Source organism: Paraburkholderia sp. BL25I1N1, from assembly GCF_003002025.1.
GTDB lineage: Bacteria > Pseudomonadota > Gammaproteobacteria > Burkholderiales > Burkholderiaceae > Paraburkholderia.
On the sequence record NZ_PVZB01000033.1, the window covers coordinates 46,273 to 70,561 of the forward strand.

17 protein-coding genes, 7 pseudogenes and 1 other annotated feature are annotated in these 24,289 nt (G+C 59.3%); of the genes and pseudogenes, 7 read left to right on the forward strand and 17 right to left on the reverse strand.

Annotation, left to right across the window (positions count from 1 at the left end):
* The first annotated feature begins 70 nt into the window (after positions 1 to 70).
* The 3 genes from B0G73_RS34830 to B0G73_RS34840 all read left to right on the forward strand — a co-directional run bounded on the left by B0G73_RS34830 (position 71) and on the right by B0G73_RS34840 (position 4,829).
* Positions 71 to 2,923 (forward strand): AAA family ATPase, encoded by a 2,853-nt coding sequence (locus B0G73_RS34830; RefSeq protein ID WP_106285642.1) that lies wholly within the window; start codon positions 71 to 73, stop codon positions 2,921 to 2,923.
* A 312-nt stretch (positions 2,924 to 3,235) separates the two neighbouring features.
* Positions 3,236 to 3,622 carry a hypothetical protein gene (locus B0G73_RS34835; protein ID WP_106285643.1) on the forward strand — a complete coding sequence of 129 codons (387 nt, stop codon included), beginning with the start codon at positions 3,236 to 3,238 and terminating at the stop codon, positions 3,620 to 3,622.
* Between the two features lie 580 nt (positions 3,623 to 4,202).
* Positions 4,203 to 4,829 (forward strand): transposase, encoded by a 627-nt coding sequence (locus tag B0G73_RS34840; protein ID WP_106285644.1) that lies wholly within the window; start codon positions 4,203 to 4,205, stop codon positions 4,827 to 4,829.
* Between the two features lie 269 nt (positions 4,830 to 5,098).
* On the opposite strand, the pseudogene B0G73_RS34845 reads toward B0G73_RS34840, so the two are convergent.
* The 6 genes and pseudogenes from B0G73_RS34845 to B0G73_RS34870 form a co-directional block, all read right to left on the reverse strand.
* Positions 5,099 to 5,428 (reverse strand): annotated as a pseudogene (locus B0G73_RS34845) (divalent metal cation transporter); the annotation flags it as partial.
* 75 nt (positions 5,429 to 5,503) lie between these two features.
* A pseudogene (locus B0G73_RS34850) lies at positions 5,504 to 7,121 on the reverse strand (oleate hydratase).
* 158 nt (positions 7,122 to 7,279) lie between these two features.
* Entirely contained in the window at positions 7,280 to 7,471 is a 192-nt protein-coding gene (locus B0G73_RS41520) for a hypothetical protein (protein WP_243856873.1), read from the reverse strand.
* A 247-nt stretch (positions 7,472 to 7,718) separates the two neighbouring features.
* Positions 7,719 to 8,442 (reverse strand): annotated as a pseudogene (locus B0G73_RS34860) (IS6 family transposase).
* Positions 8,443 to 8,502: 60 nt separating this feature from the next.
* Positions 8,503 to 8,903, reverse strand: a pseudogene (locus B0G73_RS34865) (SDR family NAD(P)-dependent oxidoreductase); the annotation flags it as partial.
* Between the two features lie 24 nt (positions 8,904 to 8,927).
* On the reverse strand, positions 8,928 to 9,470 hold the full coding sequence (locus B0G73_RS34870; RefSeq protein ID WP_106285645.1) for a hypothetical protein: 543 nt from the start codon (positions 9,468 to 9,470) through the stop codon (positions 8,928 to 8,930).
* Between the two features lie 307 nt (positions 9,471 to 9,777).
* Here B0G73_RS34870 and B0G73_RS41525 point away from each other — a divergent pair.
* A pseudogene (locus B0G73_RS41525) lies at positions 9,778 to 10,449 on the forward strand (IS3 family transposase); the annotation flags it as partial.
* Positions 10,069 to 10,185: a sequence feature (AL1L pseudoknot), on the forward strand. It overlaps the preceding pseudogene by 117 nt.
* 57 nt (positions 10,450 to 10,506) lie before the next feature.
* Here B0G73_RS41525 and B0G73_RS41965 read toward each other — a convergent pair.
* The 3 genes from B0G73_RS41965 to B0G73_RS34890 form a co-directional block, all read right to left on the reverse strand.
* Positions 10,507 to 10,980 carry a transposase gene (locus tag B0G73_RS41965; protein WP_243856874.1) on the reverse strand — a complete coding sequence of 158 codons (474 nt, stop codon included), beginning with the start codon at positions 10,978 to 10,980 and terminating at the stop codon, positions 10,507 to 10,509.
* On the reverse strand, positions 10,953 to 11,387 hold the full coding sequence (locus tag B0G73_RS41970) for a transposase (protein ID WP_243856875.1): 435 nt from the start codon (positions 11,385 to 11,387) through the stop codon (positions 10,953 to 10,955). Before B0G73_RS41970 ends, B0G73_RS41965 begins: the two co-directional genes overlap by 28 nt.
* A 340-nt stretch (positions 11,388 to 11,727) precedes the next feature.
* Complete coding sequence (locus B0G73_RS34890; protein ID WP_106285648.1) at positions 11,728 to 12,102, reverse strand: DUF3564 family protein; 375 nt, start codon at positions 12,100 to 12,102, stop codon at positions 11,728 to 11,730.
* 554 nt (positions 12,103 to 12,656) lie between these two features.
* Here B0G73_RS34890 and B0G73_RS34895 point away from each other — a divergent pair.
* On the forward strand, positions 12,657 to 12,890 hold the full coding sequence (locus B0G73_RS34895) for a hypothetical protein (protein WP_243856876.1): 234 nt from the start codon (positions 12,657 to 12,659) through the stop codon (positions 12,888 to 12,890).
* Between the two features lie 176 nt (positions 12,891 to 13,066).
* Positions 13,067 to 13,357 (forward strand): annotated as a pseudogene (locus B0G73_RS34900) (IS30 family transposase); the annotation flags it as partial.
* A 189-nt stretch (positions 13,358 to 13,546) separates the two neighbouring features.
* Here B0G73_RS34900 and B0G73_RS34905 read toward each other — a convergent pair.
* The 7 genes from B0G73_RS34905 to B0G73_RS34935 all read right to left on the reverse strand — a co-directional run bounded on the left by B0G73_RS34905 (position 13,547) and on the right by B0G73_RS34935 (position 21,838).
* Entirely contained in the window at positions 13,547 to 14,830 is a 1,284-nt protein-coding gene (locus B0G73_RS34905; protein WP_258194110.1) for a cytochrome-c peroxidase, read from the reverse strand.
* A gap of 470 nt (positions 14,831 to 15,300) precedes the next feature.
* The gene (locus B0G73_RS34910) at positions 15,301 to 16,458 is read right to left on the reverse strand and encodes a PLP-dependent aminotransferase family protein (RefSeq protein ID WP_106285650.1); all 1,158 of its coding nucleotides are present in this window, start codon (positions 16,456 to 16,458) and stop codon (positions 15,301 to 15,303) included.
* A gap of 18 nt (positions 16,459 to 16,476) precedes the next feature.
* Entirely contained in the window at positions 16,477 to 18,060 is a 1,584-nt protein-coding gene (locus tag B0G73_RS34915; RefSeq protein WP_106285651.1) for a class I tRNA ligase family protein, read from the reverse strand.
* 1 nt (position 18,061) lies between these two features.
* Positions 18,062 to 18,436, reverse strand: coding sequence for a cupin domain-containing protein (locus B0G73_RS34920; protein ID WP_243856877.1), 375 nt, complete (start codon positions 18,434 to 18,436; stop codon positions 18,062 to 18,064).
* A complete protein-coding gene (locus B0G73_RS34925; protein ID WP_106285653.1) occupies positions 18,414 to 19,193 on the reverse strand; it encodes a phytanoyl-CoA dioxygenase family protein in 780 nt (259 codons plus the stop codon). Before B0G73_RS34925 ends, B0G73_RS34920 begins: the two co-directional genes overlap by 23 nt.
* A gap of 40 nt (positions 19,194 to 19,233) precedes the next feature.
* A complete protein-coding gene (locus B0G73_RS34930) occupies positions 19,234 to 20,475 on the reverse strand; it encodes an MFS transporter (RefSeq protein ID WP_106285654.1) in 1,242 nt (413 codons plus the stop codon).
* 4 nt (positions 20,476 to 20,479) lie between these two features.
* Entirely contained in the window at positions 20,480 to 21,838 is a 1,359-nt protein-coding gene (locus B0G73_RS34935; protein WP_258194111.1) for a lysine N(6)-hydroxylase/L-ornithine N(5)-oxygenase family protein, read from the reverse strand.
* A gap of 262 nt (positions 21,839 to 22,100) precedes the next feature.
* On the opposite strand from B0G73_RS34935, the pseudogene B0G73_RS34940 reads away from it, so the two are divergent.
* Positions 22,101 to 22,357 (forward strand): annotated as a pseudogene (locus B0G73_RS34940) (transposase); the annotation flags it as partial.
* 205 nt (positions 22,358 to 22,562) lie between these two features.
* On the opposite strand, the gene nodU reads toward B0G73_RS34940, so the two are convergent.
* The gene (nodU, locus tag B0G73_RS34945) at positions 22,563 to 24,284 is read right to left on the reverse strand and encodes a nodulation protein NodU (RefSeq protein WP_106285656.1); all 1,722 of its coding nucleotides are present in this window, start codon (positions 24,282 to 24,284) and stop codon (positions 22,563 to 22,565) included.
* Positions 24,285 to 24,289: the final 5 nt, after the last annotated feature.

Below are 24,289 nucleotides of genomic sequence, written 5' to 3' on the forward strand. Positions count from 1 at the left end.
GTCAAAGCGCGCTTCCGCGTTTCCATGCTAGCATGGAAACAGCTTATGGTAAGACGAAAGCACACCGCCCATGCCAACGTACCATCTGAGCGTCAAATCAGGCAGGAAAGCCGCCGCTGGCGAGCACGCGAAGTACATTGCGCGGGAGGATCACTACGCCTACATTTCCCGCGGCGGGAAGTTCGAGGAGCGTGGCGACCTGAAGATGACCGAGAGCGGCAACATGCCGGCATGGGCCGCGCATGACGCGAGCCTCTTCTGGCAGGCCGCGGACACCCATGAACGGGTAAATGGCCGGCCGTACACCGAAATCGAGGTATCGATTCCGCGCGAACTGGACGACGAACAGCGCGTCGCGCTGGTGCGTGAATTCGTTGAACACACGCTCGGCGAGCGGCACGCATACACCTGGGCGATCCACAACCCGGCCGCCAGCGATGGGCTGGAACAGCCGCACGCGCACATCATGTTCACGGAGCGGGTGAACGACGGCATCGCGCGCGATCCGGAGCACTATTTCAGGCGCTGGAACGCGGCGGACCCGGAAAAGGGCGGTGCCGGCAAGGACCGCTATCTGAGCAGCCGGCAGTTTGTTCGCGACGTGCGCGAAGAGTGGGCCGTCACCGCCAATCACTTCATGGCGCGGGCAGGCATCGAGGCCCGCATTGACCACCGCAGTTACCGGACGCTGGGGATCGAGCTGGAACCGTCCGTCAAGGTGGGCGTGGCGCGCTATGCGGGTGAGCGTGGCGTGATGGCCAGCGTGCTGGAAGAGAACCGCCAGCGCGCCTACCGCAACGGTCAGCGACTGCTGATCAATCCGGCGATCGGCGTCGCCGCGCTGACGATCCATCAATCCACCTTCTCACGGCGCGACGTCGAGCAGTTCGTGTTCCGCAACACTGACGGTGCGGAACAGTTCCGGCAGGTGTATGCCCGGCTGATGAATTCGAAGGAGCTGCTCGCGCTCAGCGATTCCGGTCGTCACGGCGAATGGTTCACGTCGGCGGAGCTGCGCGCGATTGAGGTGCGGCTGGTCGAACGCGCACGCGCGATGAGTCGTACCAGCGACGGGATAGCGGGTGATGCCACCGTGCGTGAAATGCTACGCGGAACCCGGCAGTTCAATGCGGGGCAGGACGCGGCTTTTGTGGCGCTCGCCGGGCGTGCCCAGCTCGTGGTGGTAAATGGTGCGGCCGGTACCGGCAAGAGCTATGTGCTTGCCGCAGCGCGCGAAGCGTTTGAGGTGGACGGGCTGCGCGTGTTGGGTGCGGCGCTGCAGGGCAAGACGGCCGATGACATGCAGCGCGACGCCGGCATCACGAGCCGGACGCTGCACAGCCTGCTGTCGGGCATCGAACGCGGCACGGTCACGCTCGACCCGAAGACGGTTCTGGTGATCGACGAAGCCGGCATGGTCGGCTCACGGCAGATGGAAAAACTGCTCAGGCACGCGCAGGCGGGCGGCACACGGGTGCGCCTGGTGGGCGATGCGTGGCAGCTGCATGCGGTTGACGCAGGCGACGCTTTTCGGGCGGTGTCGCGCGAAGCGGCGGCCGCCAGCCAGCTCGAAAGTCTGACCGGGATCATGCGACAGAAGGAGGCCTGGCAGCGCGTGGCAACCTCCGCGCTGGCCCGGCATGACGTGCAATCGGCGGTGTCCGCGTATGCGGAGCACGGTGGCGTGCAGCTGTATCCAACCGTCGCCGACGCGCGCGAGCAGCTGATTGCGCAATGGCAGGACGATCGCCGGAGAGCCCCCGGCCTGTCCCAGCTACTGGTCACACACACCAACGACGAGCGTTGTGCGTTAAATGCACGCGTGCGCGAATTGCGGCGGATCGCCGGCGAGCTCGGTGACGAACGGACCGTGCGGACCGGTGAGCGGCATATTGCGATCGCCGCTGGTGAACGGATCATGTTCCTGCAGAACGAGTACGTGATGCTGGTGAAAAACGGCACACTGGCGACTGTCGAACGGATCGACGCCGCGGCTGGCACGACAGCTGACACAGCAACCGACACGAAAGCGGCCGGCGCCGTCCTGCATGTGCGGCTCGATGATGGCCGGCAACTCGCGGTCGATACGGCGCAGTACGGTCATTTCGACTACGGCTACGCACTCACAGTCCACAAGAGCCAGGGGGTGACGGTCGATCGCGCGTACGTGCTGGCCACGAAGGGCATGCACGCCGAGCTGGCCTACGTCGCGATGACGCGGCACAGGGAAAAGCTGGTTGTGGCGGCCGGGCGGGACGCGTTCGTGGATGGCGACGCGCTGATGCGTAGTCTTGCGCGCGCCGACGATAAATCGTTCAGCGCACAGCATGAGCTGCGACCGGAGCGTGACCGCCAGCCGGAGCTGGGCTACCGGCACACGCTGAATCAGCGACGCGTCGAGTTCTCGAACGCACCGCGGCCACAACGCCCGGACAAGACCCTCAATCGTACGGTCGGGCAGTATGCCGACGCCCTCTCTGCGGCGGCGGCCGCAACCCGGGCGAGCAGGCCGGTACCGGCGAAAGATCGCGCGGCGCTGAAGCGGGCGGGCGCGGAACTGGACAGGGCCGATTCCGCGATGCGTCGCGAGATTCGCCACGTGGTGGAACGGGATGATCGCGCGTGGCGCGCTCTCGTTGAGCTCAGCGGCGCCGCGCGGGCAGCAGCGCTCGTCAACGAGGTGAGAGCTGCGCGGGCACAGCGCTCAGGAATCAATGATGAGGCCGCCGGGCTCTCGCAACCGACGCCCGGAAGCGGAGCATCCCGACGTTTTGCCGGCATGACACCCGAGGAGCGGCAGGACCGGCGCAATGAGTTCAAAGCGCAGCTCCGCGAGGCGGCGGGTCAGATGGTCGAGCCAAGCAGTTCATTGCGTGAAAGGTCAGAATCGCGCGGTCGAGGCGGCCCGGAAATCGGTGAATGACTTCGATTATTGGAATTACAAAGTAAAACTGAAGCGCGGGATGATTTGCGGGAAATCCGGATTAATTGAACTGCTGCGGACCGGTTGGCACATTCAGGAGCACGGCTTTTTTACAACTTTTTGCGGATACACTCCGATTCCAATACCTGGACGCATAAGCCGGTGGCGTGACCACCGAAGTGAACCGCCAAACAGCTTCGCTATAATCAGACAACCTTTTCACACCTCCATTCCCAATAGATGTCCGTCAAACGAAGCCGCTCCCGGGCCAGCCAGCCACGCCGGCCGCTGACAAAGGCGCTGTTACTACCGATGGATCGTGCGTCTGCTAGCGAACAGTCCCTGAGGCTGCATCTGGCGCTGGTCGCATGTCGTGAGTGCCAGGCCAATAGTCACCTGATCAACGAACTGATGCGCGCCGTCTATCTTGCTTATTTTTTGCAACGCGCGGGCTACGGAAAGCATCCAGCCGAGCACTTCAAGGTCGCCGAGTGCGCTGTGGAGGTGACGCTGGCGCATGCACATGAGACGGGCGAATGGCGTCTGACGCCGGACGTCATCGGTGACTTTGAAGAACTGATAGCGTTGTATGACGCGCAACTTGCCCGCGCACCACTGCATGCGGTACGTCACGCCGAAGGGCTGCTCAGGGATTTTCTCGCGGGAACGGAAAGCTCGCCTATCGTCGTCGAGGAGTAACTCTCGCGCCGCTGCACCGGCTTGTGGATGTATGAGTTCAGGCTACGACATCCCTGGGTGTGAATAGTGATCGTTAGCAGCGCGAGGCCACCGCTCACCACGTTCAGATGCGCACAAGGCGGAGCGCTAACGTCGTTGAACACTTGAGCATCGGTGTTATATATTAGGAATGCTTAAAAGGTTGATCATTTGATTTGTGTCAACCTCGCTATTAATGCAAGAAAACTTATCTTAATAGCGACACGCACGCACGTTTTTTTTCGTGAAACTGGTCGTCGCTCACACAAGTAAAGTTGGTTCCAAATTTCAACTAAAGCTGCCAGTTTTTAGCAAAACCGCACACGGACCATGAGCCGGGTACCAGCTATTGTTAGATCACGCGTAGTGGTATCTGGCAGCGTAGCTGAATGACATCTGGTGCATCCGGCAACTGCCGGATTGCCTGTACTAAAGCATGGCTCCGGTCATGATCAGCCGCACATTTTGGTGACCGTTGCTTCCCGCTGGAAAGAATTTTTCATATGGCGTGACCGGGCCGGGGCCACCGCGCGCATTGTGATATCCCCATGCGGAGGTCACCATGTCACAGGAACTCCCGACGCTGGAATCCGCTAGCCGCGTTCGTCGACGTTGGCAGCGAACACATGCATGTTTCAGTGGGCGGCAACAAGCCGGAAGTGTTCGGTACCGTGACGTCCCAGCTGCACGCGTTGCGCGACACTGGCGGATCGCGCAGGGCGTGCGTTCGGTTGCGATGGAAGCGACCGGCGTTTACTGGTTGCCGTTGTACGGCGTACTTGAAAACGCCGGTCTCGAAGTGCGCGTGGTCAATGGCCAGCAGACACGCAACCTGCCGGGCAGGAAAACCGATATGGCCGACAGCCAGTGGGGCGCCACGCTGCACATGTGTGGCCTGCTGCACGCCGGCTTCGTACCGCCGGCTGACCCTCGCCGGTTGCAGGACTACCTGCGTCTGCGAGCCGATCATGTCGCGGTCGCAGCCAGCTGTGTGCAACTGATGCAAAAGGCGCTCGAGCGCATGAATATCAAACTGCATGACGTCATATCCTCACTGGCCGGCGTCAGTGGCATCGCGGTGGTACGTGCGATCATCGCTGGCGAGCGCTCCCCCGAGGGACTGGTAGCACTTTGCGCCGTGCAGATCCGGCGAAAAAAAGTATCGCACTCAGGTCGTCCGCTGCGCTGATCTGCTTTCGACCGTTCGCACGGTTGACGCCGTGGCGACCGTCAAGGTCGCGCGCATCGAGCGGGCGCGGCGCGATCAGGGTCGCCGGCATGGTCTGAACGTGGATCGGTGGGGGCACATGTCATCGTAATGGTCGCATGCGCGGAAGAGCCTTTGACACTACACGTGTGATGTCAAAAAATCGAATGTAACGTCTCGATAGGACGGCTTTTTGTCAATGAGCTCCAAGGAGCAACAGGTGACGAACCTCCGCCGGCGTGTCGTCCTGCTGTATTGGCCACCAGCAATACCAGCACCACGCCGTAAACCACCACAGGCGGAAACGCTTCCTTGATGTTGGCGGCCAGGCCCTTGCCGGTCACGCGGCCCAGGCTGGCGCACATCGCCTGGACGGCCGCCATTAACGGAAACGCGAACGGTATCGTCCACAGCATGCTCAGACCGAATTGCGCACCGGCCTGCGAATATGTGGCGATGCCGCCTGGATCGTCGTCGGCGACGCCCGTGATGAGGCCGGGGCCGATGCGCGCGAGCGGGTGTTCCTTGAGTCGTGCGAGTAGCGCGCCCGGGCGTTTTTGCTGTGTTGCCTCGAGTTCCACGGCGCTCTCCTAAACATGCGCGTACCGCACGGCGTGTGAGGGCGGCCGCACAGGGCGCAAAACCTGCATCACCGGTTAGTGCCTGTGCAACGCCGAAGCCGCGCTATAAACCACGCGCGGATCGTGCTGGCCTTTGTACACTGCCGGAGCGGTTCTGCAGCGTGTACACAGCTGTCTGCGCCGAGCGAACCGAATATTCGACGGTGAACACGACGTCGTTCAGCTCGCAAAACTGTCCGACGAACGCGAGGTTTGCCCAGCCTTCGGGCATCACTTGCGGACGGTCGCCGCGCTTGCGCCGCAGGAACTGGCTGGTGATGAAGGGCATCAGGCACGGAATGCAGATCGCGTCGTCGAGAATATTCGGGGCTTCCGCCTGAATGTTCAGATGACCGAGAAGTTCCGTCATGATTTCGCGGCCCGTGCATCCGGCCATCGGCTTGGCGATGAAATTGCCCGGCCGGTCGATGAAAAGCCCGTAACCCCAGAACACCTCGACACCTTTCGGCTGCCCCAGGAAATGCGGCTGATGCGGCAGCACAATCGAGACGAGCCAGTTCGATTGGGGAAAGGTAATCAGGCCACCTTCGCCGGGCACGTTGCCCGTCAGATCACGGATCAGGCGGAACAGCGTCGGATCATGCAACGTCGCTGTAAAAGACAGCCATTTGGATTCTTCGACATGGTCGGCGAAAACGGATGGATGGCCGAATTCGGCTCGTCCTGCTGCGATGGTTTTCCAGAGCGCCCACGCGCCGCTGCTGTCGTTATGATTGAACACGGCAGGGCGGTTTGTGCCGCCGAGGCTCGACCCTGCCGTCATTGACCCGAGCGTGACGATGACCTTGTCCGCCGCACCGACTGGAATCTCGACGCGACGGCTTTCATGTTCGCAGACGACGCCTGCCACCCGATTCAGTGCGCCGCTTTCGTCATAGCGCAGATCGATGACCCGCGTGTTGGTGCGAAATCTCACCCCGTGGTTATCGAGCCATTTGCGCAGCGGCCGCACCATCGAATCATACTGATTGTAGACCGTGCGCATGATGCCGTGCAACTGGTTGAAGCCCGACGTCATATGTGCGAAACGTAGCAGATAACGCCGGAATTCGGCGGCGCTATGCCAAGGCTGGAAGGCGAACGTCGTGCACCACATATACCAGAAATTGGTTTCGAAAAAGTCCGGCTCGAAGTGGTCGGAAATCCGGCTACCGCCGAGCTGGGCTTCCGGTTCGAGCGAAAGACGGCCGAGTGAGAGCAGGTGCGTTTCGGCGAGCCAGTAAGGGGGCGCGTCTTCGCGCTGGCCGTTGCGTATGAGCCGAGCCTTCGAGGAAGTGCGGCTCGTCTCGTTCCAGTCAAAGATTTCCTTCGTGACGCTGATGCGGCCGTCAAGCGTGGGAATTGAATCGAACAGATCGTAGGTGCACAGATACTTGCTCTCGAGCATGCGGCCGCCGCGCACGACGTAGCCTCCCTGTGGCGTGCCGGCGCCGTCGAGGCTGCCGCCCGGTTTGTCGAGCGCTTCGAGGATCATGATGCGGCAGCCGGGTACGTCGGCGTCGCGAATCAAAAACGCCGCGGCCGCCAGCGAAGCGATACCGCCGCCGACGAGATAGAAATGGCCGGATGCGATCGCTTTATCGCGGCCCTGACCCGCGACAGGATGCATGCCAGAGTATTCGGAATTATTCATATCGTGCTCCCCGTAGGGTGATGGCCTTGGATGTATTGCTTGGACCATACCCGCGCAGCGGGAAGGCTCATTGAGTTGGATCAACAGAGCTCGACCGGGCTCGCCAATGCAGTGCAAGTGATCCACACGCATGCCCGGCAAAAAAGGAGGTATTGCCTTTATACGACCCACCACGCGAGCGCGGCTGTTATCAGCACGCCCCCCCACGACGGCCACTCGCCACCGGCCGAGCAGGACCAGGGCCGCGACGACCAGCGCGAAATCGCGCCCGGTATGCACTGCGCTGGTCCACACGGGTCGTACAGCGCGGCGATCAGAATGTCGACCACAGCGGCGTTGATGCCTGCCATGGCGCCGCGCATTGGTGCGAACGCGCGAAACTCGCCCCATAGGGGGTAGCGCCGCGCTGACCAGCAGGAATGAAGGCAGAAAGATCGCCACGGTAGCGATCAGTGAGCCGGCCGTACCCCGCCGGCTGACCCGTGCTGGCGGCGCCGAGAAACACGGCGACGAAAAAAGCGGAACCGGGACCGTCTGCGCCCGGTTCCGTCGCATTAAGGCAGGCGGGACAAGCAAAGGCGATATGCGAAGGATAGCTTATGAAACTATCGAGTAAAATTGCTGGGCGGCAGACAGCGGACAGTTGCCAGAACATTGCAGCTGTCCTTTCTTGATCATGCGCATTAATTCGATGCCACTCAGAATAACACGCGCACAGTTGAAATCCTTGAATCCGAGCATCGGTCGGGTTCCGCGTTTGATGGCCCGATGGTTCTGCTCCACGATGTTGTTAAAATACTTGATCTAACGAACCTTGACGGGCATGTTGCGCTCGGCATTCACCGCGTTAAGCGCGGCCAGATTGGAGCCGTTTTTGTCGATGGTCACCGTCTCGGGCGAACTGTTCTGACCGATTGCCTTTTCGAAGAAGCGCCGCGCAGCAGCCTTGTCCCGCCTAGCTCTGAACAGAAAGTCAATGGTATTGCCCGCCTTATCCACCGCGCGGTAAAGATATTTCCGCGAGCCCTTGACCCTGATATAGGTGTCACCAACCCGCCAGCTCTTGCCGACCGGACGCTTGTACTTGCGAAAACGTCTTTTCAAACAGCGGCACCAGCTTGATAACCCAGCGATGTACCGTCGAATGGTCGACGTCAATGTCACGCTCAGCCAGCATTTCCTCAGGGTTCCGAAGACTCAGCGAGTAGGCCACGTACCACCGCACGCACAGCAGCATCACTTCAAGGGGATAGTGCAGCCGCTTCAAAACCTTGGCGATGGCCGGAGCAAGCGTAGTTCGTGGTCTCAGTGTCTTCTTCATCGTGCGAACAAAGCGTTTGCATCAGCCTCGAAGTTCACCTCCCCCGCGTTAATGCGACAGAGCCCCGCGCGCGCCGTTCACCGAACTGACATTGACGATCCGCCCGAACTGCCGCTTGAGCATCCCGCCGAGCAGAGGTTTGGTCATGTTGAACATGGAATCGAGATCGGTGCGCAACACCTTGTCCCAATCTTCCTTGTTCATCCTGACAAAAGTCGAGTCGCGGGTGATGCCCGCGTTGTTCACCAGAATGTCCACCGTACCGAATTCGGCGAGCACGCGCTCGGCGCAATGGGCGCACGAATCGAAGCTGGAGACGTCGGCCTCATAGGCGATGAAATGGCGACCGGCATCGCATTCATGGGGGAGGCAACGTGATCGTTGCGCTCGGAGTGCGACATGGCGACCACCATGCCCGCATCGTGAAGACGCCGGCTGACCGCGGCGCCCAAGCCACTCATGCCACCGATAATGAAAGCTACACGCTAGCCGGCATGATGCTCTTCCTGCTTCGGACGGTTGCTGGAGGCCGGCGAATTAGCCGAAGTCACTGGCGAAACCTGACTGGAGACGTCGCCTGGGCCCGCTTGTCCGTTGGCCATGCCCGCCGGCGTGCTTGCCATACGTCGCAGCCATTCCCGCCACGGCAGCATGACCGGATTCATGGGGGCATGCGTCGGCCATTGCTCGCTCCAGGCCGATTGCCAAGTCGCCAACGCTTCGCGCAGGCCTTCGCTGAATCGGCTTTGCAGTCGCACGGCAGAGTCCAGCCCTTGCTGCCAGAGGTTTGTGGTGGTCGCCATGTAATCGCGCACCGTAGAATGGTAAGACGCCGAGAGTTCGCTCCAGTCATGAGCGGTCGACACCGCATTGCGAATGGCATGCGCCGCCGCAAGATCGCGCCGGATGCGCTGCATCTCGAACTCGGAAACCTGCTGCCGGGCTTCGTGGCTGAAACTCACCATTTGCAGCGCAAACGAGAGATTCGCGCGGTACAGATCGAAGGGTGTGACGGATTTGCCTGCCATGATAAATCTCCTGACGTGACGAAGCGGTCCGCATGCATGCAACGAGAGGTTGTGGCAAATGCGTGCGCGGCAGCAGTACGTCCAATGTACACGAGGCAGTCAGAAGTTGGTTGACCCGTGTCAACCGCGAGATAGTTTTCTGCGAGCGCGAGCGCGAGCGCGAACGCTTTGCGCTGTCCGTCGGCCGTTTCGCCGTACGTTCTGACGTGACGGACGACTCCCGCTACGCAGCGAGAGAGTTATGCCAGAGTGGAGAGTGAAGCGCGCCGGGTTTTCCGGAGACTCCAATTCTTGAGAAAACGGAGCTATGGAAAACACCAAAAAGAAGTCCCCAAGGTACTCGCCGGAAGTTCATGAGCGGGCTGTGCGAATGGTGCTGGAACATCAAGGCGACAGTGAATCGCAATGGAAAGTGATCGCCTCGATCGCAGCAAAGTTTGGCTGCTCAGGCGAGACGCTGCGCAGCTGGGTGCACAAGGAAGAGCGGGATCGGGGGTTGCGTCCGGGCACGAGCACGCAGAGCAGGATCGGATCAAGGAACTGGAGCGGGGGTGCGTGAGCTTCGGCAGGCCAATGAAATCCTGCGCAAGGCGTCTGTTGCGTATTTCGCACAGGCGGAGCTCGACCGCCGACCGAAGTGATGATCACGTTCATCGATGATCACCGGCGCGTCTACGGGGTCGAGCTGATCTGTAGGGTGCTACCGATCACGCCGTCGACGTACTACAAGCACGTGGCCCGCCGCGCCGATCCTGGCTTGGTGCCGCCGCGGGCCCGGCGCGACAGGATGCTCAAGGATGAGATCCGGTGCGTATGGAAGGAAAACTTCCAGGTCTACGGCGCAGACAAGGTCTGGAAGCAATTGAGGCGGGAAGGCATCATCGTGGCGCGCGGCATGATCGAACGGCTGATGAAGTTGAATGGGCCTGCGTGGCGTGGCGTGGTGCGGGGCAAGACGGTACGAACAACAGTGAGCGACGTTGTTTTTGTGCCGGCGCCGACATAGTTTCATGACCCACGAATCAGTCATTTCAGGCTAATTGGCTGCCATACGAATAACAGCACGAGCGCCGTGAATCAGAAGCGTTCGTAGTGCTGTATCGCCACGCTTGCTGATGCCCAGCAAACGTGGTTTGCCACACGAGGAGTGCTGACGCGGGACCGGACCCGGCCACGCGGCGAGTTTACGGCCGTCTCGAAAGGCTCGGGGGTTACCGATTGATGCTGCCAGCGCGGAAGCGGTGAGCGGCCCGACTCCGGGAATCGTTTCAAGAAGTTGCCCAGCCGCATCCGTACGATGCATCGCGCGGATGCGCCCCTCCAGTTCAGTTGCCTTGTTGCCCAGTTCGCGTAAGTGCTCCACAAGAAACTGGATCAGGGTCCGGAACTGTTCACAAAGCTCATGCTCGCGATTGGAAAGAGCTTCGATGACCCTTTGTCCGAGCAGCCGGATGCCTTGCGGCAGGACAATAGCGAACTCGCTCAGCAAACCGCGAATCTGATTGGCCAATGCCGTACGGGACTTACTGTAACGAGCCCGGCGCGTGCCCCATGCAGTGAAAGCATCGTCTGTTGCGCCTGCGTCTTGATCGGCACAAAGCGAATGTGCGGTCGATCTACCGCCTCGCAGATTGCCTCAGCATCGGCTGCATCGGTCTTGTTGCTCTTTACGTAAGGTCGAACGAACTGCGGGGCAATGAGGCACGCCGTGTGTCCAAGCTTCGTGAGTTCCCAGCCCCAATAATGCGACGACCCACATGCCTCCATGCCGACCACGCACGGTTCAAGCTTTGCGAAAAACGCCAGTACATCAGCGCGGCGCAGTTGCTTGCGTACGACAACATGCCCCTGAGAATCCACTCCATGAACCTGGAATAGAGTCTCTGCAAGATCCAGTCCGACAGTGGCAATCTTCATGATGAACACTCCTTTGCCGTGGAAGTCACGACTTCTCCACTTTGGCACAGGCCGAACCCCGAAGGGCGGGAGTCGTCCATCACGTCAGAGCCCTTAATCTCTGGAATTCGTTTGGCAGACCCATTTCTTGCATAAATTTATAGTTGCGTCCGTCGCATCGAAAGTCGGACCCCTCCGAACAAAGCCCGCCAGAATCATCTCCAGCGGATAATGCAGGCGCTTCAGTACCTTGGCCAACCCCGGGCTTGGCATCTTCATCGATTCACCCATCAGCGACTTTGTATCAGCCGGATTCTACCGGCCGTCTCCTACTGCGACACGACCAGTAACCCAGATTGCGTTAGGAGTCGCCAGCGGTAGCGAACAGTCCGTGTTCCGGTTGCGCCCGTTCGTTGTCGATACACTGCACACGCCAATGGCCGGACATCAGAGCGAGGTCGCCTTCCGTGTACCACTGCACGCGTCCAGCTTCACCTTGGAAGAGTCCGTAGCAACGGTCTAGATTCAGTCCTTCTAGAACATATACAGGTGCCCTGTCGTTGGGCTTGCACACTAGCGTATTGCCGCGATCCACGTGCAGCGAGCCCCATTTAGGCAGTTCAAGTCGAAAATGACCTTCGCGCGACCATTGCCGCTTTTCCTTGTCGATCCAGAGGATTGCAAATGCCATCGGATGGGCCCGATTGAACATTTCGAGTTGGACAGTAAGACGCATGAAGATTCTCCGAACATATATTCCGCCAAGCTGAGACATACCGAGAAAATCGCGGCGCTTGCCGCGAAATCACTGACCGAGTGCTCATTGCATCAGCGCATGCGAGTCGTACGTCTATGTCGGGCCACCCGACCGGCCCGTAGGGGTATCGCCATCTCTCCCCAATGCATCTTGCGAGGAGGATCAGCGTGTGCGCGCACTGCGCGTCGCGTGTACGACAAAATGTGCAGTGACGCTCGTCACTAAGGCGGCTGGTTAGGGAGCGGCATGCGCCGCAGCGGCGGCACATACGAATAACGCGGTATATGCGAGCTGCGGGGCAGGCATTGATGGTACGCGCTCCTACGCTAGGGTACGAGTCAGTTTACGGCCCGCCACTGACCGTGTCGTTGATCTCGATCAAGCCGAGAATGTGCGTGTATTTGACGTGTTGTGGTAGCGCCTATGCTGATGGCTGGCGCACGGCGGGGTCCGCGCCGAATGAATTTTAAGAAGGTGAGGCACGTCCAACGCACCGAAAGCAACCCAAGGCGAAGCACTGGTGGAGAAGTCGGGTGGATCCGTTCGCCGACGCGTGGCCGGTAATCGAAGGGTGGCTGATTGCAGAGCCCTCTGTGCCGGCCGACGTCTTGATGGATCGGTTGGCCGAGATGTTTCCAGAGGCGTACGCAAGTCAGGCACAACTACGAACGCTGCAGCGCCGGGTCAAGGCATGGCGAGCAGAGCGCGTAAAAGAACTGATTCTGGGCGGCCTACGAAAGTCCGCTGATGCGCCAGCCGAATTGTGAGTTGCGGAAAAGTTGAAACTCGCCGGGGACCGGGCGCTCCGCGCCCGGCAAACCACGAAAGAAGAGAAGAGAAAAGCGAAACGACAACAATCCCTCGGGTAACATTCCTTCGTGAGGCAACACGGACCGGCCAAGATGGTTGTCGGTAAACCGGACTTCCTGCTTGACGCTTTCCACTTACATGGGACCGCGGCACTGAGATGGCGAGTCACAGGAAATTTACGGTTGCCACGGACGTGCAGGTGTATTTCTGCGATCCGCAAAGCCCATGGCAGAGAGGCAGTAACGAGAACACGAATGGCCTTCTACGTCAGTACTTCCCCAAAGGGGTGCCAGTGGACGGCTATTCGCAGGCTGAGTTGAACAAGGTTGCCGCGCGCCTGAATGGTCGGCCTCGACAGACCCTGCAATTCATGAACCCTGCTGAGAAACTGGCAGAAACGTTGGGTGTTGCATTGACCGGTTGAATCCGCCTTGCCAAAGCCCTCGGTGGCGCACGGTTTTTTTTCATAGTGCGATCCAATGGAATTGTCAACGCCAAGTGTCAGGACATCAGAACCCCTCATCGCATGAAGCCCTTGGCATTCGACCTAAGTTGCGCGCGGCCGTTGCAAGGTGCCTTTGTCGGGGCCCTGATGTCAGCCGCGGTGGTCGGATCAATGGGTCGCGGCGGGTTGGTGCGTACCCGTTAGCGTCCTCAAGAACGCGACGATTGCGTCAATGTCCGATTCCGCCAATTGTTTGCCGACCTGATATGTCGCCATGTCACGTACAGCTTCGCGCAGATCGATGCGGCTGCCGTCGTGGAAATAGGGCGCGGTCAGCTCAACGTTGCGCAGCGTCGGCGTCTTGAACGCATGGCGATCGAGCGGATCTTTCGTAAAGTTGGCGCGGCCGTTGTCCGCGTCGGTGCGCGCGTGGCCCCGCGCGGCGAAGTAGTCGGCCGCGAGGCCCATCCGTTCGAACGACTGCCCGCCCAGATTTTTGCCAACGTGGCAGGTCGCGCAATGGTTTGCCTTGAATAACTGGTAGCCGCGCTGTTCCTCGCTATTCAGCACATCCCTGTCGCCGCGCAGGTAAGCATCGAAGCGACTCGGCGTTAGCAGTGTCGTCTCATATTCGGCGATCGCGTCTGTGATGTTCTCGCCTGACCAACCGTCCGGGTACACCCGCAAGAACTGTTGCGTCAGCGATGAGTCCTGTTTCAGCTTATCGATGATCTCACTCCATGACGTGGACGCCATTTCGACCGGATTCAGCGGTGGGCTGCCGGCCTGCTCCTGCAGCGTGGCGGCGCGACCGTCCCAGAACTGCTTGCGGTTGAGTGCCGAGTTGAACACTGTCGGTGCGTTGATTGCACCCAACTGGCCGCCCACGCCGGACGAAACCTTATTTCCATCTACGCCACCGATCGCTAGCGTGTGGCAGCTCGCACACGATATCGTGTTGTCCGCCGATAGTCTGACATCGTTGAAAAGCTGCTTCCCGAGCGCGACCTTGCCCGCGTCAGTCGGCAAGGAATGAGGCAAAGGTTGTACCGGCTCGTTAGCGAACTCTGGTGCAACGCCGGGCGTCGCATATGCGCTGCGTCGCTGGGACGCGATCCAGTCGAGAAGCGCACGTTGATCGTAGGCGCTCAAGCCGGTGGTCCAGTGTACGAAGCGAAACAGATTTGGTGGCATTGTGCGTTCGTTCACAGCGGTTTCCAGCTTTGCAAGATCGGCTTCGGGGGCCGGTACGCCACTCTCGAGCGCCGCGTACAGGCTGTCGATGCGGAAGTAGGCGAGGCCCGTCTGTATGTCGTGCTCGGCTAGCTGACGAATGCCTGGTAGCGCGGCATAGTTGGGCAGGACGGTTTTCGTCGAGTGGCAGTAATAGCACGCGTTTCGATCTAACACTTCACGGATGCCGTACGCTTGTGGGGACGCGGCCAGTCTCACGGCCGCTCTTTCCGCATAGTCCTTGTCGTGGATGTACGCGATACCGCTGATGCATAGATAGCCTATCAGCACGACGGCGATCGATACGATCAGAAGTTTCTTCACTTGCTCTCCTGCTTCGATTTTGGTCGGAATTCCATACCGTTTACATCAGGTAGGTCTTGATGTTGATATCGGCTTCAGAGCGATGACGCGTTGATCGTACAGAACGCACAGCAATCGACTATTGCGGTAAAGCAATTGTCGAACCGAACGCAGAATGTACTGAGGTTCTCACGTTGAGGGTTCCGAGACACGCGCGAAGGGGGTGTCTGTCTATATAACGGACGGATCCTGGGCGAAATCAGTGACGTAGTGCCATGCCGAAAGGCGTTCGTCGAGTTGTTTGCGGTAGGGGCGGCGCAGTGGATGTCTTCGCTCGGCCTACGCTTGTGCATCTCGCACCGACTATCCGTAGTACTTGGCATTCTCTAGCCACGCAGCTTAAAGCGTGTCGATGTCAGAAGGCTCGCATGCGCATCGTCTATCTGAGCCAAGCCGCGCTCGATCAAACGCGGCTGGAGATAACTGAAGCTTAAGCGTACACGGGCTGCACCGCACGGTCCATGGTGCTTTCCTTCGACGAGTTTCACATTGTGCTTCCGGCGCACCTCGCCGACCAATTCGGCGGAATCGATGCCTTCGGCAAGCGAGACCCAGAACGAAAATCCACCACTCGGAATCTCGTAATCCGGTTTGCAGAATCGGCAGGCCTGTAACAGCCTATGCATTGCGTCACGCTTGCTCCGGTAGTGCGTCCTTAGGTGTTCGACGTGAGCGTCCAAAGACGACGACTGCAATAAGGCGAGCGCCATATTGCTGACAATGGGACTCACACCTCCATCGCATTTCAGGTGGGCCAGGCGGTCGACAATTTCCGGCTCGGCCAGCACCCAGCCTACGCGAAGCCCGGGGCCTGAGATTTTGGAGAAGCTATGCACATTGATGATGTTGCCACCCGCCTGCAGAACCTCGGGTGACGCGCCATCATAGGGCAACTCGCTATAAACCAGGTCCTGCACCAGCCGCACGCCGTTGCGGGACAGCAGAGCCTCCACCTCGACCATATGCCGGTGTGCAAAGTATCGTCCAGTCGGATTGTGGAACGCCGGAGTGGTGTAGTACAACTTGGCTCGCCCCTTTGCGTGCAGCAATGCTTGTTCGAGCAGATCGAGGTCGACACCCGAGGAATCCGCACCTACTTGAACCACCGTCGCGCCCGCTATAGAGAAAATGCGCAACGCGCCGAGATAGGACGGGTCTTCGGTCAGCACGACGTCTCCTGGGTCGATAAAAGCATCGGCGAGCAGTTGCAGGGCTTGTGAAGCGCCGTTCGTCAGAATCACATTGCCACGCGCCATCCGGTACCTTTGGCCAAGCTGTCCGCGCAGTTCGGGAAGGCCATAGGCGTCGGTGTACTGTGGTAGGTCGGAGATGCTGACGCCCGTCTCGACGGTAAGCGGGTCCGGCCATTGCAGGCGGGCGAACGTCAAAGGGTCGGGAAGCCCATAGGCGAAGTTGACTGTGTCCTTGCCTGAGGTGTAGTCGAATACCCCATAACTGAGCGAAGTGCGACTGCGCATCGACATGACTGGCTCCATCGTTGGTTACGCGGCATCGACGGCGCGCTGGAAGCGCGATTGATATTGGCGGATGAACGAGTCGGCAATCGGCATTCCGAACGGCGGAAATTCGGCCGTTGCTCTGGGAGGCGTAGCCAACAGCGTGGCGTTTGCGCCGAGTGCCGGTGTCCAATTCTCGCCAAAGAACACGTTTCCATAGCGTTCGGCCAGCACTGGCATCACGGGATGGAGCATGCTCAGAAAGACGGATACGTGCACCGGCCGCCACGTTTCCGGGCTCGTGCCGAAGCCCGTCGCGACGAAGTATTCGTCAATCAGATCGAGGGCGTTCCAGAAGCGTACCTGGTCCATCGCGGTGATATAACGTTGGACTATGTCGTCGTGCGCCGGCGTAAGACCGCTTCCATCGACATGCGCCGAGTGCAGTGAATCGCGGCGGAGGGCGCTTTCCCACGCAAGGATGTGCGAAGCTGACCGGATCAGTTCGCCGATCTGGAAATCGTTATTGTTGGTGCCGAACGGCTTGGCAATCCGAGCGAGCGCATAGCGCAATACACTCGGGTCGACCTGCCGGGATACTTCGTCTGCCCAGAGTGCATGGTCGCGGCTGGTCGAGAATTTCTCGCCCTCCAATTTGTAAAAGTCCTGGATCGAATGATTTGCCGGAAGCGGATAGCCGCGCGCAAGCAGACTGCCAGTCACGCCGATGGTGTAGTAGAAGCGGTTATCTTGGCCCATGAAAAACAGGAGGCGTGTATCGGGGTCGCGCATCACGGTGTCGTAGTTGACCCCGTCGCGCGCGCACTGCAGGCGGATCCCCGTCTCGAAACACCAAAGCCCTTCGAACCACGTCATCAACGTTTGTCCCGCAATCTTCGCGGGTGCTTCAAGTGTCACACCCCGGTCGAAAATGCGCGACATAGGCAGCGGCCGCAATTCGTTACGCAACCATGCACGCGCTTTACGCTGGATCGTTCGATCCCATTCACTCCCCTTGATCGCATCGTCAAGCATGGCTGCCATGCGAGGGATGTCGAAAACCGCCTGTTCGATGGGGCGAAGCGATAGCGGTTTGCCGCACGACGTGTGGACTGGCGCTCGCAACTTCGAGTGCTGTTGCGCCAAACCGCAGTTTTCGCACAAGTTGCTGTCGGTGGACGCATCGCACGCGGGGCAGCGGCCGACGGCAAGCGAATCGGCCACGAACTGGTCACAGTTTTCGCAGTAGAGTTGATGGCCATCACGCACATCAATGTAGCCTGCAGCTTCCAGCTCGCGAAAGATCTTCAGACTGTTCTGCTTGTGCGTAGCGTCCGTTGTTCTGACGAAGACATCGGGCTCGATGTGCATTGCCCGCAAGCAATCCATTATCTCGTCAATATGCAACTGCGCGACTTCGTCAATCGGACGACCGAGCTTGCGCGCCTTCACTACCGTATAGGTGCCATGCTCGTCCGCACCTGTGACGTGGTAGGCGCGGTGACCTCTCATGCGTTGAAAGCGAACGAAAAGATCGGTGAGCAGATAGACCCCGCCAATATGGCCGAGATGCAGCTTGCCGTTCGGGCAGGGCGGTGCGGGGCAAACGAAAAAAGTGCGTGTGGTCACGTTAGTCCCACCATATCGATAGAAATTTCAGGCTCGCTGCCGGATCGGCATTGCGAATCGCGTGCTCCTGGTTCGGCTCGATATAGAGCAGCGTTGAATCTGCGACTGGCTGCGCCTGACCATTCACCTCGAATACTCCGTTGCCTGAAATCAGTACCCACAGTTCATGCTCGGAATGGGAGTGCAGATTGACAGCGCCCGCCGGCACGACCTCAACAATCGACGTGCCGAACGCTTTTGTCAGGCCAGCGGGCAGATGTTCGAGCAGCCGGCAAACAAGAACGCCGTATTCCGGCCGCATCATGGATGGGTCAATCTGCTTTGTGTACACGCACATCCTCCGGTGAATTACATTAGGTGCGATAGAAAATGCCATTTGGCGGCTTCAGATCGTGGATATCCGATTCCTTTCCTTCGGGTGGGTTGTAGGCACGCTTCAGTTTGTTGTATTCCGTACGCGTGGGGCCGCCAGTTGAGGCGCGCTGGAACACCAGATAGAGCACGCGGCGCGAACGTTTACTTTTGTTGGGCTGCGAATAGTGCGGCGCGTAGTCGTCGAAGACGAAGATGTCGCCGGCCTTCCAGGGCATGGGTTCCCACTTGAACGTCTCGGCCACCTCCGGATGAATCACGCCGCCGGCATCCATCGGAAACACACCTTTCTGATGGTTGCCCGGACTGAAGAACAGGCCGCCGTTGTCCGGACCGGAATCGTCGATGGCGATGGCGACCACGGCATGCACCATGCGTTCAGGAATGTTGTGCGGGATGTGATAGATGTCCTGATGCGGACGATAGCCGCCGCTGTCCGGGTACTTGAAGATGAGCAGTTCTTTGAGCATGCGGGTATCTTCATCGAGAAGCGATTCGACAGCCGTCTGGATACGCTTGTCGGCCAGCAACAGGTCGCGCAGCTCGTTGTTGAAGTCCAAAAAGTTCTCTACCTTTGAAACGATCCTGCGGTCGTCCTCGGTCTTCTCGAACCACATCATCCATTTGTTGTCGCTGATTTCCCAGCGCGAGACATCGTTGACCAGAGCAGAAATCTTTTCGCGGGTGACCGGATCGAAAAAGCCCTCTACTTTTAGATATCCATCTTCGTGCCACTTGGATTTTTGCGTTTCATTCAGCATGCGAACCACCTCGTTAAAGAAAAGAGTTTTCAAGGAGAAGTCAGGCGGTGAAATGCGCCTTCATGCGCATGACGCCGAGTAGCACCACATTGGCGAGTACGGCGCCTAGCAGGACGACGAGCATTGCATCGGCGCCGAAAACGTGAATCAGGGCGCCACATAGGAAAGGGCATCCGAACAGACCGATGAAATAGGCAAGCGTAAAGATTTGCGAAGTCATCGGCACCGAAACGCTGTGGTCTCCGGCGAGGTTCACGGCCATGCCGTTCAGGGTCGAGTAGCTCAGTCCGTAGCCCGTGGCGAACAGCGCGGTAGCGACGATATAAAGCGTCGTGCTGCCGTGGTTCAACAGGAACAGTACGAGCGAGGCGCCGGTCAGCAAAAACAATGCGAGCGCCAGTCGCTCGGGCTTGATGCGTCCCATGGTTCTCGCGAGCGACAAGCGCAGTGCCACGCTGGTTATCGTGAACGTCAGGAAGAACAGGTCTGGCCTGAGGTTACGCGAGACGGCATAGGGTGTCTGGTAAGTCGCCAGCCCGGCGAAGACACAGGCTGCCAGTGCGATCATTGCGATCGGCACTGCTGTTCGTGCCCTGAGCAGGGCCAACGTGTCGGTCGCGGTAATGGCCACGCGCGTCATCGGCAAACAGGACCTATCCCTCATCGCCTCACTGGCGATCTTGACGCAGACTGCCGCCACCGCGCATGCCGCAGCGGACAGAAGGTAGGCCAGCGCGATCGAGCCGGTATATTGGGCGATCAGGCGGCTCAAAGGCGCCGCCATGCCTAGGCCGGCCATTTGCGTGCCGGAAACGAAGGTCAGGTACTGGATACGCGCGTTGGGGCACAGATGATGGATGATTTGCAGCGGCGCGAGTATGAAGAACACGGACCACCCAGCGCCCAACAGCAAACCGCCTGCATAGACGGCACGAATGTCCATTGGCGCAGCGGCGAAGCAGAGCATGCTGCCTGCCATGACGAGCGAGGCCAGCGCAATGGTCGGCATGACACCGATACGCTGGGCTATGCGCCCAGCCACGCAGCAGCAGATCATGGTCGAGACCATGCCGCTCGAAATCACGGCGCCGGCGACATCGCTCTTCATGCCCAGGGATTGCAGGTACTCGGGCAGGAGAAAACTCGTCCCGTACGAAGCGGCGATCACCAGTGACGCGATCAGAAACGGAATGAACGCCCGTAATTGGAGGGATGCCGGCAAGTGCTCGGCGTGTGAGATCGCACGCTCGCCAGTCGATAGATAAATGGAGGAGCCAGTCATGCGCTTACCCCACTGCCGGTTGATGCGAGGCCTGAGGCGCGTCGCACAGAATCGATCCTGCTTCAGTCTCCTGATCCTCAAGGCTGTCGAGCAGTTGCCGGTCCGGAACATCCGGATAGAAGGCAAGACCTAGCAGACTGTTGATGATGCGGCTGTTCCTGTACGCGACCAGCGAAAGATTGACGCTTTGCAGGCCGTGCTGCACGCGGCTTTGGTTTTGCAGATACACGGGACCGGGCATTGACGCATCGAAGCGCACGGCGTAATCGGGATCGAGCGTTGGCAGACCGTCTTCACGGCTTGCGCCGTCAAGCAACTTCTGAACGAATGGCAAATGGCGCGGCTGAAAACCGGTTGCCAGGATGATTCTGTCCGCGCTTATCCCGTTGCGCTGCGACGTGACGAGCGAGGTCAACCCGATATGCCAGCGACCGCTGCGGCGTGTGATCTCGTCCATTGTCACCGAAGGCAACAGACGAAAGCAGTCGGCTAGCGTGCCATGGACGCTGCGTTCGTACAACGCTTCATAGAGCCGGTTGCACAGGCTGGCGGAGATGCCGTCGCTGGTGAGCTTTTCGCTTTCGACAATGGCCCAGCGCCGCTGGATTGGCAGCGTGTGAAAGCGTTGGCTATAACTGGGCATGTATGCTTCATTGACAAATGCGTTGTCGTCCATCGCAAACAGATTGGCGCGCGACGTCGCCCAAGTGATCTTGTCGGGACCTGACTCGGTCAGCATGTGCTCGACGACTTCCGCGCCGCTCTGCCCGCCGCCCACCACCAGCACATGTTCGTCTTCGCTGAACGGTTTCCGGTTAAGGTAGTCGTCTACGTGATAGACCGTCTCGCCAACCACCTGCCGCGCACATGCCGGCACCTTGGGTTCGACGCCGACCCCGACCACTACTGCGCGCGCATGATAGGTGCGCGCGGTAGTGGTCACGCAATAGCCCTTATTGCAAGGCCTGATATCGATCACCTCCTCGCCGAATCGAAGCGTGTCCAGGCATTGCGCGACCCATTGGTAATAGTGGGTGAACTCACGTCGCGACGTGCTGTTTCCACCTTTATTCACGAAGCTGTACAGGCGTCGATGTACAGCGAGATAGTTGAGAAAAGAATATGGGCTTGTGGGATTCACCAGGGTCACACAATCCTTGAGCGGCGACACCTGGAGTTGACTTTGGGGCAGCATGAGCCCCGGATGCCAGGAGAATTTTATGCGCTTCTCAAAGAAGAGCGCTCGCAAACCGGTGGGCTGAATGAGCGCGGCGAGGCTTAGATTGAACGGTCCGATACCAATACCGATGACGTCTAGCATGTCCATAGGAACTTGTTCCGCCGTTAGAGGGGAATTGGCCAACCGAGATAGTGCAGCGCAATTCCCGTGGACTAAGATTGAGGCGGCGGTGCCGGCGTACTGCGTAGCCGATGCCCGCTTCAGGAAGACGAAAGCGGTAGATGACGATCGCTTTTTTCCCAATGGCGTCATTCTGACCAGCACTATGCTTGGTTCGACATTACCTCTGGCCGCCTGAGTGAATCATACGAGGAATTGGGAAGCTGAACACTTTGAACCTACGCAAACCTTGCGGTGCGTCAATTGTCCACGCGTGTTGCGGCGGTGGTGGTGCACCAACGTCATGCGCTCGAAGGTTGAGCCGATGAAGGAAGTGGCGCGAATGATTCGCCAGCACTTCGATGGCATCGTCGCCTAGACTCAGACCCGCCAGACCAACGGCTTCATCGAGGTCATCAGGGCTTGTTTCAAGCTGCCAAGCGCAAGGCTCGCGGTGACGCGCGCTTCACGACGATGCGCACCGTCCTCTTTCTCATCGCCGGCAAGCTGGATTTCTCCAGCTTTAACCCGCACGCCCCGTGAGCCACATTACCCACCGCATTTTGAAGAAGATGCCAAGTTTCCGAGGATGGCATCGAGGTTCCGCGATTCGATGAGCAACCTCCGCGCGGGATAAGTGCTTGCGAAAATCGAGCCAAGGGAGGCCGGCTGATCGTCTTCGGACCGTAGCGATAGAGCGAGCTGCCGGGACAATTGACCGCGTCGTATTGACCACTGAGCTGCAACGTCAGCAATCTTCGAACGGCAACGTAGCGAAAAGTGTTTCGTCGACTGACGGCGACAGACCAGTCCTGGTCAGTAACAAACCATCGCACCACACACGTTCGACGCGTCCCCACGCACAGGCTGAAGCAGCGTCCGGGAAGAAACCTCGCCCGTGATAGTTGGCGCTCGTGTTGCAGAGCAACGGAATACCCGTCAGCTTTTCGTATTCGACCAGAAGTTGCGCCACCGGACGCTCGGAAGTTCTAGAAATGGTCTGCAATCGGGCAGATCCGTCGAGATGCACGACAGCAGGGATTCTTTCTTGCCATTCCGCGCGCGTCTGATGATCGAACAACATATAGGGATCAGGGCTCCCCGGGCTAAAAATGGTCGGCGCACGATCCTCAAGGCAAATTGGCGCCACGGGACGGAAGTGCTCTCGAAACTTGATGTCGTTGAGATGATCCTTCATTGTGGGCAAAGTCGCGGCGGCCAGAATGCTTCTGCCCCCCAATGCTCGTGGTCCGAGCTCGGCTCGGCCGGCAAGGAAAATGACGGGCTTGCCACTGGCGAGTATGCTGGCGAGTTCTGCAATGGAGCAAGTAGATGCCGTCCATCCGGGCGGTACTTGGCAACCTTTTAAGGCCGGTCCGCTATACACCGACCATTCCAGCGGCACGAAGCCCTTCTCGGCTGCCAGCGCGCAACAAGCGGCGCCAATCGCAGACCCGCTATCGTTGGGAAACGGTGGCACCCAGATTGCGTCGAACAAACCGCTCGCGCGCAGGGCGCTGTTCCATTTGATATTGAGTCCGCATCCGCCAGCGATGCACAGATTTTTCGGCCCCGCAATCGAATGGCGCTGCAGCGCGATACCCATTTCATGAACGAGAAGACGCTCGAGGAATACATGGAACGAGGCGAGTACGTCTTCGGGCGGCTTGGCTTCCAGTCGCAGCGCGCTTGCTTCGAAGAACTCTCCTACAGCCGCTAGCGACGCGTCCGCGCTGTGGATGTTCTCGCGATAAGCTTGCGCACACTCCGTGTCGCCGGCAAAGCGTGCCTGATAAAGCTCGCGAAATACCTCAACGATATCTTCGTCAACCGAGCCCAGCGCGATGTAAGCCATCAGCTTGCCGGCCACACCCAGATCCCATCGGGCGCCGCCCGGCTTCTTATAAGGACCAAAGTGATGACCCGCCGCAGCGTAGATGTGACCTATCACGGGGAACAGGCAGTCAACATGGCGGGCGCGGTGGCGTTCTACATGATAGAGGCGTGGGACGATGCCACCATCCCACACCAAACAGAATGCAGGTTGCCCGCTTTGGGCAAAGGGACTGGTGCAGTACGCGGAGGCCACATGGCCTGACACGTGAGGATAGCTTTTATAAGGAAAGGACTGGCCGCCGGCAAGCAGTCCGGAGCCGTCGATCGAAGCGAGAAGATCATCGGCTTGGCGTTCGGCATAAGGGGCTCCTTTCAGGCTGACGGGAATCGACCCGCTGAGGACCTGAAATTGCGACTCGACTACTCCGTCCCAGCCGTCGATGACAAACTGGTCGATATCGTGCGCACCGAAACCATGCTCGGCCAATGCGATCGCGATCGCGTCGAGGTCGTCGATCGCCTGATACCGCGGATTGTTGTCTCGCTTTTCCTGCTCCACGCAAAAAACCAGTTTTCCATCCTCGACAAGGGCGATCGCTCCGTCGTGCGTCAGTTTGATCCCACAGATGCGCATAATAT